This is a genomic window from Xanthomonas sp. SHU 199 (assembly GCF_000364665.1).
Lineage (GTDB): Bacteria > Pseudomonadota > Gammaproteobacteria > Xanthomonadales > Xanthomonadaceae > Xanthomonas_A > Xanthomonas_A sontii.
This window is the reverse complement of the sequence record NZ_AQOI01000186.1, coordinates 1-11619: the sequence shown is the minus strand read 5'-3', so window position 1 is coordinate 11619 and position 11619 is coordinate 1. Positions and strand designations below refer to the sequence as shown.

The window sequence follows — 11619 nt, the reverse complement described above, 5'->3', positions numbered from 1 at the left end:
CGCCGCGCGCTGCAGCGACGCGGCCAGGCTGCCCATCGCCTGCGCATGCCCGCGCAAGGCCAGGGCGGCATCGGTGGGCAGCAGGCCGGTCTGCGAGCGCACGAACAGCGGCACCGCCAGCGCCTGTTCCAGCGCCGCCACGTGACGGCCGACCGTGGGCTGGGTCAGCCCCAGCGCGCGTGCCGCCGCCGACAACGAGCCCTCCTCCAGCACCGCCAGGAAGGAGCGGTAGAGTTCCCAGCCGATCGTATCGTCCATACAGAAATGTATAGCTGGTCCGCGCTCTTCGCCAATTTTCTTCTGCGGCACCCGCACCGAGACTGAGCGCCGACCCCGACGGAGCGCTGCCATGTCCTCTTCTTCTTCCACGGCCCTGGTGCTGGGCGCCAGCGGCGGCATCGGCGGCGAACTGGCGCGGCAGATGCGCGACGCCGGCTGGCAGGTGCGCGCCCTGCAGCGCGGCCTCGCCCACCCCAGCGTGGAGCGCGACGGCATCCACTGGCACCGCGGCGATGCGCTGCGACAGGCCGACGTGCGGCAGGCGGCCAAGGGCTGTGCGGTGATCGTGCATGCGGTGAACCCGCCCGGCTACCGGCGCTGGTCGGAGCTGGTGCTGCCGATGATCGACAACACCGTCGCCGCGGCCATCGCCGAGCGCGCCACCGTGGTCCTGCCGGGCACGGTCTACAACTACGGCCCGGACGCCTACCCGTCGCCGGACGAAGACGCGCCACAGGCCCCGGTCACCCGCAAGGGCGCGATCCGGGTGGAGCTGGAGCGGCGCCTGCAGGCCGCGACCGCACGAGGCGCACAGGCGATCGTGGTGCGCGCCGGCGACTTCTTCGGCCCGCGCGTGGGCAACAGCTGGTTCGCGCAGGGGCTGGTGCGACCGGGACGGCCGGTCACGACGGTGACCCTGCCGGGCGATCCAGGTGTCGGCCACCAATGGGCCTACGTGCCGGACGTGGCGCGGACCATGCTGGCGCTGCTGCAACAGCGCACGCGCCTGCCGGCGTTCGCCCGCCTGCACATGGACGGGCACTGGGACGCCGACGGCACACAGATGGCCGCGGCGATCGCGCGGGTGGCGCAGCGCCATGGCCTGGCGCCGCCGCGCACGCGCCGCTTTCCGTGGCCGCTGCTGACCCTGGCCCAGCCGTTCTGGCCGCTGGCGCGCGAACTGCACGAGATGCGCCCGCTGTGGCGGCACCCGCTGCGCATGCGCAATGCGCGGCTGCTGGAACTGCTCGGCGAAGAACCGCATACGCCGCTGGACGTGGCGGTGGAGGCGACGCTGCAGGGGCTGGGCTGTCTGCCGGCGGCGACACCATCGACATGACGCCGATGTGTACGTAGGCGCGGCTGACGCCGCGCCTACGAAGATCCACGCAAATGGAGCGCAAGATCGCCGCCTGTACAGGAGCGACTTCAGGGCACCTCGAATGACGCATCATTGCCGCGGCTCGGCATGATGTCCTGTCTCGATGGCAGGAGCGGCTCGAACCGCTCCTCCGAATGGCCTTCGCCGCTGCTGGAGGTGCACTTCAGTCGCGACAGGGCCTTCCGGAGAAAAGCGTCGCGACGGCGGTGTCTCTGACAGCCAGGCACCGGCTCAGCGCGCCTCGCGCAGCCAGCGCGCCACCTGCGGCGCGAAATAGGTCAGCACGCCGTCGGCGCCGGCGCGCTTGAACGCCATCAGCGACTCCAGCACGCAGGCGCGCTCGTCCAACCAGCCGTTGCCGATCGCTGCCTTGAGCATCGCGTACTCGCCGCTGACCTGGTAGGCGAAGGTGGGCACGCGGAATTCGTCCTTCACCCGCCGCACCACGTCCAGGTAGGGCATGCCGGGCTTGACCATCACCATGTCCGCACCTTCTTCCAGGTCCAGCGCGATCTCGCGCAGGGCTTCGTCGCCGTTGGCCGGATCCATCTGATAGGTGGTCTTGTCGGCCTTGCCGAGGTTGCCGGCGCTGCCCACCGCCTCGCGGAACGGCCCGTAGAAGGCCGAGGCGTACTTGGCCGAGTAGGCCATGATGCGCACGTGCAGATGTTCGTCGGCATCCAGCGCGCGGCGGATCGCGCCGATGCGTCCGTCCATCATGTCCGACGGCGAGACGATGTCCACGCCGGCCTGCGCATGCGACAGCGATTGCCGCACCAGCGCCTCGACGGTGATGTCGTTGAGCACGTAGCCGCGGTCGTCGATGATGCCGTCCTGGCCGTGGCTGGTGTACGGATCCAGCGCCACGTCGGTCATCACGCCCAGCTCCGGGAAGCGCGTCTTCAGCGCGCGCACCGCGCGTTGCGCCAGGCCGTCCGGGTTCCAGGCCTCGGCCGCGTCCAGCGACTTGCCGGCCGGGTCGATCACCGGGAACAGGTCGATCACCGGGATGCCCAGTTCCAGCGCGGCCTCGGCCTCTTTCAGCAGTTCTTCGATCGACAGCCGCTCCACGCCCGGCATGGACGCGATCGGGGTGCGCCCGGGCACGTCGTGCACGAACACCGGCCAGATCAGGTCGTCGACGGTGAGGGTGTGTTCGCGCATCAGGCGGCGCGAAAAGGCATCGCGGCGCATGCGCCGGGGGCGATAGTGGGGATGGGCCACGTGCAGGCTCCTGGGTAGGCGGATGTTGGGGGCCGCGCCAGTCGCGCGGCCGATGCCGCCAGGCACCGCAGGCCGCGCCGCCGGCACCGGCGTGAACGCAGGGCGGCCCGCGCGCGGGCCGCCGTCGGCTGCGCATGTTACTCCCGCCGGCGCGGCGCGCAGTGCGGGATGCTGCAACACAGCATGCCGGTCGCCCGGCACGCAGGTCAGATCACCCCGCCGCCCAGGCTCAACCGGATCACCCCGACCACGATCACCAGCGCATTGAGCATCAGGCCGGTCTTGGCGCGGCCGCGGTTGGGCGCCGCGGTGAACAGCAGCCCGATCGCGGCGATCAGCGCGCCGACCGCGGCGAACGGGATCAGGAACCAGTTGCCCCAGCCGAGCAGCGGGATGAAGGCCAGGATCATCCACAGCAACGCCACGATGCCCCACAGCAGACTGATCAGGCCCATGCCGGCCTCCGTGCGAATGTGAGCCTGCACCATAGCGCGCGGCGAACGCCAGGCAACCCAACTCTTGGCACGGGGATCACGGCGGCCCTGCGAGGGTGCGACAGCGGCGGGTTCGGCACGATTCACCCGGCCCGCCTATGATCGCGTGAGATCCGAACACGGGGGTAAGGCCATGAACATCCGACCGCTGTTGCCGCTGGCGCTGCTGCTGGCACTGGCCGGCTGCGCCAGTTCCTCGAAAGTGATGGTCGGCGCGGCGCGCCCGCCGATCGACCCGGCACTGGTGCAGATCTACTCCGCGCCGCCGCCGGGGGCGGTGGATATCGCCCAGCTCGAAGCCTCCAGCGCGGCCGGCTTCGGCACCCAGGGCCAGACCGACGCGGCCGTGGACCGGCTCAAGCGCGACGCGGCCAAGCTCGGCGCCAACGGCGTGGTGCTGATGGGCGTGGGCTCGCAGCGCTCCGGCGGCGGCCTGTCGGTCGGCGCGGGCAGCTACGGCGGCCACGTCGGCGGCGGCCTGGGCATCGGCATCCCCACCACGCAGAAGCGTGCCGCCGGCATGGCGATCTGGGTGCCGCCGGGGGCGCAGGCGCCAGCGGCAGCTGGACCGCAGCCTGCGCCGCCCCCCGCTCGCTGAATCGAGTCAGGTCGGTCAGCAACCGATGACCTGCCCTGTCGATGCGCCGGCTCTGGCACATGCACCGCTCCCCCGAAACGAATCGTCCGGGTCCCCCGGGCCAGCGGATTGGCCCGGCAGCGAACACCCTCCGCCGCTGAAACCCTTGCTAAGCTATTTGCAGGCAGAATCGACCGGACCCATTCAAGGGTGCGGGTTCGGGATGCCGCTCGCCACGCAGTGACACGTTTGGTCCGAACGTCTGGGATGGACCGCTTTCGACAGAGGGAAGTGCGATGAAACAGTGGATATGGATTCTGGTTGCGTTCCTGGGATTTCAGGGCGTCGCGGGCGCACAGCAGGTCTATGAGGATCTGTCTTGCCGTTCCAACGATCCGTTCGTGTTCTGTACGCAGGGCTGCAAATCGCCCAACCGGCATTGGAGACCCGTAGGTGCCGGCAGCGGATGGGCGCCGGTTCCACCCTACTGCCCCTACCCCACGGTCGTCGGCACCAAATACTGCAAAGGGTGGTCCGTCATTGCGTACAACGCATGGTTCGAACGCCAGCGCATCTGCCAGATAGGCGGCGGCAAGGCCAGCGACTGGACGGGACGGCAGCGGCCCGAAAACGACCCAATCACTCACTAATAGCGGCGTGCAGCCGCCAACGGTGCATCCCGGCGGCGCTCATTTGCGCTGTGACGGCACGAACTCCTCGTCCACCGCCGCGGCCAGCTGGTCCGGGGGCAACAGCCCCTGGTCCAGCAGGAAGTTGTTGAACTTCAGCCGGTCGAACCTGGCGCCCAGCGCCAGTTCGGTGCGCATGCGCAGTTCCAGGATGCGGCTGTAGCCGTAGAAGTAGCTGCCGGCCTGGCCGGGCGCGCGCACCATGTAGCGGTCCAGTTCCTGCCGGGCCATCGCCGGCGACAGGCCGACGTCGTTCTCCAGCACCAGGCGCGCCCGCTCGCGGTCGATCAGGCCGAGATTGAGCATCGGGTCGAGCATGGCACGCGCTGCGCGCAGCAGGCGGAACTGCAAGGCGATCAACTGTCCGTCCAGCGGCTCGTACGGCACCATCTCGGCCTCGGCGTACAGCGCCCAGCCTTCGACGTTGACCGAGTTGAACGCGAAAAGGCTGCGCGCCAGCGACACGCCGCGCTCGACCATGGCGGTGAACTGCAGTTCGTGGCCGGGCCGGCCCTCGTGCGCGCTCAGCGTCCATGCCGCCGCGCCGAAGTTGAAGTCGTCGTAGTGCTCGCCCTTGCCGGCGCTGTCCGGATTGCCCAGCGGCAGCACGAAGGTGCCCTGCTCGCCGGTGTTGCCGACCAGCGGCGCCGGGCGGAAATGCGGCGCCGGTTGCGCGGCGCTTTCCGCCGGCGAGCCCAGGCGCATCTGCATCGGCCGCTGCGGCACGTCGACGATGCGCTGCTGGCGGATGATCGGATCGATGCGGTCGATGACGCTGCGGTAGTGGGCTTCGAGCTTGTCGTCGGCAATGGTGTCGCGCTTGAGCGCGCGCAGCACCGTGCGGTAGTCGCGGGCGTCGTCGCCGCGCAGGCCCTTGGCCGCGGCCACCAGCGGCGCCAGCTGCTGCATCGCCGCGCGGGTTTCCATGAATTCCAGCTGCGCGCGCTGCATCAGCACCTGCGGTGCGATGTCGATGCCGACCTGCTTGAGCTGGAACGCATACAGCTCGGGCGGCAGGCGCGCATCCTCGCGCGCCTGCGGCAGCACCACCGTGCGGGTCCAGGTGGCGTAGTCCTGGAACTGCTTGTCCAGCGCCGCCAGCGCCGCATCCGCGCCGGTGATCTTGTACTCGGCGAACAGCGCGCGAATGCCCTTGGCGTAGGTATCGACGTTGCTCAAGGCCTGCTCGACCTCGCGCCTGGTCGGCTGCAGGAGATTGCCGTCCGCGCGCTTTTCTTCGTAGCGTTGCCGCGCCAGCTGCAGGGTCGAGGTGCTGCCCGGCGCCAGGCCCACGTAACGCTGCAACCGCAGCAGCGCCTTGGCGCGGCGCGCAGCCGGCACCTGCTCGGACAACAGGTTGTTGATGCCGCCGAACACGTGCTGCGGCGCGTCGGTCCATGGCAGCAAGAAACGCTCGTTGAGCGTGCTGCCCTCGATGGACTGGTCGGCGGCGTGGATCAGGATCGCCAGATCCTGGCGCACGTTCGGATCGCGCTCCACCTGCAGTTTTTCCTGCAGCGTGCGGCGCGCGGCAGCGGTCGCCTCGCGGAAACGCCGCGCGTTGTCGGGCGCGAAATCGGAGACCTGGTCGTCGAATCCCGGCACGCCGAAGAAGCTCACTTCCTCGGCCTGGAACGGCGCCTGCGCCTGCAGCAGGATCTGCGCGAACGCATTGCTGCGCTCCACCCAGGCCGGCGCGCGCGTGGCGGATGCGGCCGCCGGTGCGGCCGCCGCGTCCATCGCCGAAAACGGCAAAGGCGCCGCCAGTGCCAGGGTCAGGGCGATGGCGAGGACACGTGGCTTCATGGCACAGCTCCGACAGAATGATGTCAGGACCGTACGCGGCGCGTGCCAACTCGGCCATCTGCCGGAGGTCATGGCCGCCGCCACGCCGCGGTGCAGCATACGGGTGAAGACTACGCCGCCGCGGTCGCGCACATGCTGTGCCGGCAGCAGAGGCGCGCGATTGCAGGACATGGCGGTGCGATCGCGCATCCCATGGCGCCACCCACGCACCACGCGGTGCGGTGGGCGGCAGATCGTTCGCCGCTGCTTACTTCGTCGCGTCGACCTCTGCCGGCGTGGCACTGTCGTCGACATCTGTGGCAGGCACCGGCGGCGCCTCGACCGACATCCCGTCCGCCTCTTCGTCCTCGTCCTCGGCGTCCTGCCCGAGCGCATCGAGCAGCGGGATCGCTTCACCCGCATCCGGCAACACCTGCAAGGTGGTGTAGTGCCACTCGCCCGCGTGGCGCTCGGCTTCGATGTACAGGGTGCCGTTGGCGCGACTGCCGTGCAGCGACACGCTCAGCTCGGCATTGCCACTGCCGCCGCCGCTGCTGTTGAAGCTGCCGCTGGGCATGATGCCGTCCTTGATCGGCGCGCCCAGCGCAGCCGCCACGCGCGGGTCGTGTTGCGCGGCCATCACACCGACCCGGTACGGCTCGGACGACTTGGTGACGCGCGCGATGCCGAGCACGAACACCGCGATCGACGCCAGCAACAGGGCGCCGAGCACCAGCACGATCAGCGGCACCGCCCACTTCCAGTGCCGTGCCCACCAGCCGCGCTTGGCCGGTGGCAGCGCCGTGGTGGAGGTGGGACCGGGCGTGCCGGGCAGCGGTGGCGGACTCGACATGACGTCACTCCTTGTCGTGCGGAAGCGGGAAGGTGGAAGCGGAACGGCGCACTCAGGGCTTGAGGCAGCGCGCCAGGAAGGCTTCGGTGGTGCGATAGCGGTGCAGCGCGTTGCTGCCGGACAGGCCGTGCTTGGCGCCCGGATAGGTCATCAGCTCGAACAGCTTGCCGCGCTTCTGCAGTTCGCTCATCAGCGAGGTGGAATTGGTGAACAGCACGTTGTCGTCGGCCATGCCGTGCAGCAGCAGCAGTTGCGAGGTCAGCCCGTCCAGGTGCGCGGCCACGCGGCTGTCGCGGTAGCCATCGGGATTGGCCTTGGGCAGGTTCATGTAGCGCTCGGTGTAGTGGCTGTCGTACAGGCCCCAGTCGGTCACCGGCGCGCCGGCGGCGCCGCAGGCATAGGCCTCGCTGTGCTTGGCCAGCAGCATAAGGGTCATGTAGCCGCCGTTGGACCAGCCATACACGCCGATACGCGCCGCATCCACCCACGGCTGCGCCTTCAGCCAGGCCACGCCGCGCAACTGGTCGTCCACTTCCACGGTGCCCTGGTGCTGGTACAGCGCACCACCGAAATCGCGGCCGCGGCGCGGCGTGCCGCGGTTGTCCAGCGAGAACACCACATAGCCGTGCTGCGCCAGGTACTGGTCGAACAGCGCATCGCCGCGGCCGGGCCAGCCGTCGACCACGGTCTGCGCGGCCGGACCGCCGTACACATAGACCACCACCGGGTAGCGCTTGCCCGGGTCGAACCCGTCCGGCTTCATCAGCCGGTAGTGCAGCTGGGTCTTGCCGTCGGCGGCGGTCAGGGTGCCGAACTCGACCGGACGCTGCGCGGCGCGGTAGGCGGCATAGGGGTGTTGCGGATCGGCCAGGTCGTTGACCAGCAGGGTGGCGATCTTTTCGCCGTTGGCGCGGAACAGCTCGATCTGCGGCGGCGTGGTGGTGTTGGACCAACTGTCGACATACACGCTGGCGTTCTTGGCGAAGCTGGCGGCATGCGTGCCGTTCGGCTTGGACAGCTGCGCGATGGCACCGCCGGCCAGCGGCACCGCGTAAATCTGCGTCTGCGTCGGCGACGCCTTGGTCGCGGAGAAATAGACCTTGCCGGCCGCCTCGTCCACCGCGAGCAGTTCGTCCACCACCCACTCGCCCTGGGTCAGCGGGCGCAGCGTGCGGCCGTCTTCCGAAGCCAGGTACAGGTGTTCGTAGCCGCTGCGCTCCGAGCCCCAGACGAAACGTCCGTCCTTGAGGAAGTGCAGGTCGTAGGTGAGCGGCACCCAGGTCGGGCTGGTCTCGGTGATCAGCACACGCTGCTTGCCGGTGGCCAGGGTCGCCTCGATCAGCTCCAGGCGCTTCTGGTCGCGCGACTGGCGCTGGAAGGTCAGCCGTTGCGGATCGCGCCAGTCCACCCGCGCCAGGTAGATGTCCGGGTTCTTGCCCAGGTCGATCCACTGCGGCTGCGCGCCGGCACGCGGCGCGATCGTGCCGAGCTGGATCTTGACGTTGGGCTGGCCGGCCTGCGGATAGCGCTGCTCCACCACCTCGGTGTGGTCGGCGTAGACCTCCGGGCGCTTCTGCACCGGCACCTCGGTTTCGTCGATGCGCGCGAAGGCGATCGCCGAGTCGTCCGGCGCCCACCAGTAGCCGGTGTGGCGATCCATCTCCTCGTCGGCGACGAACTCGGCCACACCGTTGCCGATGGTCTCGCTCCCGTCGCGGGTGAGCTGGTGCTGCTGGCCGCTGGCCAGGTCGATCACCCACAGGTTGCGCCCGCGCACGAAGCTGACGTAGCCGCCCTTGGGCGAGATCTTGGGATCGGTGACGAAGCCTTCGCCGTGGGTGAGCTTGCGCACCGCGGCGCTGCCGCTCTTGCGCAGGTCGTACAGGTACAGCTCGCCGCCGAGCGGGAACAGTAGCGCATGCGCGTCCGGCGCCCACTGGTACTCGACGATGCCGGTGTAGGCGGCGATGCGCTGGCGCTCGCGGCGCGCCTTCTCCTCGTCGCTCAGGGTCTCGGTGCCGGGCAGCACCAGCTTGGAATCCACCAGCATGCGGGTCTGGCCGCTGGCGATGTCGTATTCCCACAGGTCCAGCTGGTTGCGGTCGCTGTCCTTGCCGCGCAGGAAGGTCACCCGCGAGCCGTCCGGCGCCACCTTGGGCTTCATCAGGGTCGGCCCGGACAGCGGCTTGCTGCCGGTGATGGCCTCCAGGGTCAGTTTCTCGGCGTGGGCGGGAACGATGGGGGTGGCGAGCATGAGGGCGAGAGCGGCGAACAGAGAGCGCATGAAGGTTCCTGATGGAGCACCGAGCGCACGGATGATGCGCGTGCGCCCGGGATTTGAGAAGCGCGCCGGCTCAGCGCTGTCCGAACAGGTGCTTGCGCTCGGCGTCGCTGAGCGGCTTGCCCGCGTTCGGGTTCACCTGCTCCTTCAAGGCGTAGGCGCGCTGGGTGGCCGGGCGCGCGGCGATGGCCTCGTGCCAGCGCTTGAGGTGCGGGAAGGCGGCGTAGTCGGGAGTCAGCCCGTTGTACACCTCGATCCACGGGTAGCTGGCCATGTCGGCGATGCCGTAGTCGTCGCCGGCCAGGTAGGCGCTGTGCGCCAGACGCTTGTCCAGCACCCCGTGCAGGCGCCGCACCTCGTTGCCGTAGCGTTCGATCGCATAGCCGATCTTCTCCGGCGCGTAGACGTTGAAATGCCCCATCTGCCCGGTCATCGGGCCGAGCCCGGCCATCTGCCAGAACAGCCATTCCAGCGCGAGCACGCGCCCGCGCGGATCGGCCGGGAGGAAGCGGCCGGTCTTCTCGGCCAGATACAGCAGGATCGCGCCGGATTCGAACACGCTCTGCGGCGCGCCGCCGTCGGCCGGGGCATGGTCGACGATGGCCGGCATCTTGTTGTTCGGCGAGATCGCCAGGAAGTCGGGCGCGAACTGCTCGCCGGCGCCGATGTTGACCGGCTTGAGCGTGTAGTCCAGCCCGGCTTCCTCGAGGAACAGGGTGACCTTGTGGCCGTTGGGGGTGGGCCAGTAGTACAGATCGATCATGGCGGCGTTCCTGGACAGGGGATCCCGAGTGTAGCGGCGGCCCCCGGCTTGGCAGCGTCATTGCCGGCCGGGTACCCTGGCCGCTCCCGCAACGCAGCATTCCAGACCACGCCATGACTCCAGAGCGGCCCCGCCTGCATCCCCTGTCCAACCTGATCTTCGCCTCGCGCTGGCTGCAGTTGCCGCTGTACCTGGGACTGATCGTGGCCCAGGGCGTCTACGTGTTCCTGTTCGGCAAGGAGCTTTGGCACCTGATCCACGAGGCGCCGAGCCTGGGCGAGCAGCAGATCATGCTGATCGTTCTCGGCCTGATCGACGTGGTGATGATCTCCAACCTGCTGGTGATGGTGATCGTCGGCGGCTACGAGACCTTCGTGTCGCGGCTGGGCCTGGAAGGCCATCCGGACCAGCCGGAGTGGCTGAGCCACGTCAACGCCAGCGTGCTCAAGGTCAAGCTGGCGCTGTCGATCATCGGCATCTCCTCGATCCACCTGCTCAAGACCTTCATCGCGGTCGGCGCGCTCGGCGGCATGCCGATGTGCTCACCGGAACAGCTGGCCAGCGCCGTGGGGACGGTGGACCTGAAGAGCTGCGCGACGCTGACCGCCACCGGCGTGCTGTGGCAGACCATCATCCATGGCATCTTCATCCTGTCGGCGATCGGCATCGCCTGGACCGACCGGATCATGTCCGCGTCCGCGCCGGCGCGGCCGGCGCATTGACCGGCGCGCGCGGCGTCACGCTTTTTGCCGCATGGCAGCGGCTGCCACGCACGCGGCGGCCGCGGATGCTAGATTGACCGATGGGGTGCGCTGGCGGCATGGGGGCCGCAGCACCGCGAACGCACCGCCGTCGCATCGTTGATTGCCAACACCGGGGATTCAGGGGGACGCATGTCGCAACTCACCACACTCGCCAAGGCGCGCCGGGTCGCGCCGATCCTGTTGCTGGCCGCGCTGGCGGCCTGCTCCAAGCAGGAAGAGGCCGCACCACCCAGCGCTGCACCGGCCACCGCCGCGGCCAACGCACCGGCACCGCCGGCGGTCTCGGCCAAGGTGCAGTCGATGGGCACCGAACAGTTGCACGACTCGGCCAGCCAGGCGCTGCGCGAGAACCGCATGTATGCACCGGCCGGCAACAACGCGGTCGAGTACTACCTGGCGTTGCGCGACAAGCAGCCGGACGACGCCGGGGTCAAGAGCGCGCTGACCGACCTGATGCCGTACACGCTGATCGCCGCCGAACAGAGCATCAACCGCGAGGACTTCCCGGAAGCCCAGCGCCTGATCGGCCTGATCGAGAAGATGGATCCGCAGGCGCCGGCGCTGCCGCGGCTCAAGCAGGGCGTGAGCAAGGGCATGGAGGCCGTGGCCCAGCGCAGCCAGGACGAGACCGAGAAGGCCAAGAAGGACGCCGAGCAGAAGGCCAAGCTGGCGGCCGAGCAGCAGAAGCAGGCGCAACAGCAGGCCAGCGAGGCGCAGGCGGCGCAGCAGATCGCCGCACAGCAGGAGGCCGCGCGCCGCGAGAGCGCACGCCAGGAGGCCGAACGCCAGGCCGCCGCGCGCCCCGCCA

Annotated in this window: 12 protein-coding genes; 5 read left to right on the top strand and 7 right to left on the bottom strand. The window is 69.4% G+C overall.

The features are described 5' to 3' along the window. A partial coding sequence (locus tag D183_RS0107795) for a helix-turn-helix domain-containing protein (protein WP_017908509.1) occupies nt 1-258 on the bottom strand: 258 nt, incomplete at its 3' end. Between the two features lie 91 nt (nt 259-349). Here D183_RS0107795 and D183_RS0107790 point away from each other — a divergent pair. Next, a complete protein-coding gene (locus tag D183_RS0107790) occupies nt 350-1339 on the top strand; it encodes an NAD-dependent epimerase/dehydratase family protein (protein WP_026144288.1) in 990 nt (329 codons plus the stop codon). A 273-nt stretch (nt 1340-1612) separates the two neighbouring features. Here the strand turns inward: D183_RS0107790 and hemB are convergent, their stop codons facing one another. Further along, nucleotides 1613-2605, bottom strand: a complete 993-nt coding sequence (gene hemB, locus D183_RS0107785; protein ID WP_026144287.1) for a porphobilinogen synthase — start codon at nt 2603-2605, stop codon at nt 1613-1615. A 206-nt stretch (nt 2606-2811) separates the two neighbouring features. Further along, nucleotides 2812-3060 (bottom strand): hypothetical protein, encoded by a 249-nt coding sequence (locus tag D183_RS0107780; protein WP_010340624.1) that lies wholly within the window; start codon nt 3058-3060, stop codon nt 2812-2814. A 172-nt stretch (nt 3061-3232) separates the two neighbouring features. Between D183_RS0107780 and D183_RS24250 the strand changes: the two genes are divergently transcribed. Together D183_RS24250 and D183_RS27390 are read left to right on the top strand one after the other, a co-directional pair. Further along, nucleotides 3233-3697, top strand: a complete 465-nt coding sequence (locus tag D183_RS24250; RefSeq protein ID WP_017908506.1) for a hypothetical protein — start codon at nt 3233-3235, stop codon at nt 3695-3697. Nucleotides 3698-3972: 275 nt separating this feature from the next. Continuing rightward, nucleotides 3973-4326: a hypothetical protein gene (locus tag D183_RS27390; RefSeq protein WP_157835189.1), complete on the top strand. Its 354-nt coding sequence runs from the start codon at nt 3973-3975 to the stop codon at nt 4324-4326. A gap of 39 nt (nt 4327-4365) precedes the next feature. Here D183_RS27390 and D183_RS0107770 read toward each other — a convergent pair whose 3' ends face one another. The 4 genes from D183_RS0107770 to D183_RS0107755 all read right to left on the bottom strand — a co-directional run bounded on the left by D183_RS0107770 (nt 4366) and on the right by D183_RS0107755 (nt 10047). Next, on the bottom strand, nt 4366-6171 hold the full coding sequence (locus D183_RS0107770) for a DUF885 domain-containing protein (protein WP_017908505.1): 1806 nt from the start codon (nt 6169-6171) through the stop codon (nt 4366-4368). Nucleotides 6172-6418: 247 nt separating this feature from the next. Further along, nucleotides 6419-7003 carry a cytochrome c oxidase assembly factor Coa1 family protein gene (locus tag D183_RS0107765; RefSeq protein WP_017908504.1) on the bottom strand — a complete coding sequence of 195 codons (585 nt, stop codon included), beginning with the start codon at nt 7001-7003 and terminating at the stop codon, nt 6419-6421. A 52-nt stretch (nt 7004-7055) separates the two neighbouring features. Then, complete coding sequence (locus D183_RS0107760) at nt 7056-9287, bottom strand: S9 family peptidase (RefSeq protein WP_026144286.1); 2232 nt, start codon at nt 9285-9287, stop codon at nt 7056-7058. Between the two features lie 70 nt (nt 9288-9357). Further along, nucleotides 9358-10047 carry a glutathione binding-like protein gene (locus tag D183_RS0107755; protein ID WP_017908502.1) on the bottom strand — a complete coding sequence of 230 codons (690 nt, stop codon included), beginning with the start codon at nt 10045-10047 and terminating at the stop codon, nt 9358-9360. Nucleotides 10048-10160: 113 nt separating this feature from the next. Here D183_RS0107755 and D183_RS0107750 point away from each other — a divergent pair, with 113 nt between their 5' ends. Together D183_RS0107750 and D183_RS27385 are read left to right on the top strand one after the other, a co-directional pair. Then, nucleotides 10161-10769: a TIGR00645 family protein gene (locus tag D183_RS0107750; RefSeq protein WP_017908501.1), complete on the top strand. Its 609-nt coding sequence runs from the start codon at nt 10161-10163 to the stop codon at nt 10767-10769. Between the two features lie 171 nt (nt 10770-10940). Further along, nucleotides 10941-11619, top strand: a 679-nt coding sequence (locus D183_RS27385; protein WP_017908500.1) for a hypothetical protein, incomplete at its 3' end; no start/stop codon positions are given.

Excerpts from the sequence above, each read along its gene's own strand:
- D183_RS0107790 (WP_026144288.1), top strand. The coding sequence starts at position 350 with ATGTCCTCTTCTTCTTCCACGGCCCTGGTGCTGGGCGCCAGCGGCGGC.
- D183_RS0107780 (WP_010340624.1), bottom strand. The coding sequence starts at position 3,060 with ATGGGCCTGATCAGTCTGCTGTGGGGCATCGTGGCGTTGCTGTGGATG.
- D183_RS24250 (WP_017908506.1), top strand. The coding sequence starts at position 3,233 with ATGAACATCCGACCGCTGTTGCCGCTGGCGCTGCTGCTGGCACTGGCC.
- D183_RS27390 (WP_157835189.1), top strand. The coding sequence starts at position 3,973 with ATGAAACAGTGGATATGGATTCTGGTTGCGTTCCTGGGATTTCAGGGC.
- D183_RS0107770 (WP_017908505.1), bottom strand. The coding sequence starts at position 6,171 with ATGAAGCCACGTGTCCTCGCCATCGCCCTGACCCTGGCACTGGCGGCG.
- D183_RS0107765 (WP_017908504.1), bottom strand. The coding sequence starts at position 7,003 with ATGTCGAGTCCGCCACCGCTGCCCGGCACGCCCGGTCCCACCTCCACC.
- D183_RS0107760 (WP_026144286.1), bottom strand. The coding sequence starts at position 9,287 with ATGCGCTCTCTGTTCGCCGCTCTCGCCCTCATGCTCGCCACCCCCATC.
- D183_RS0107755 (WP_017908502.1), bottom strand. The coding sequence starts at position 10,047 with ATGATCGATCTGTACTACTGGCCCACCCCCAACGGCCACAAGGTCACC.
- D183_RS0107750 (WP_017908501.1), top strand. The coding sequence starts at position 10,161 with ATGACTCCAGAGCGGCCCCGCCTGCATCCCCTGTCCAACCTGATCTTC.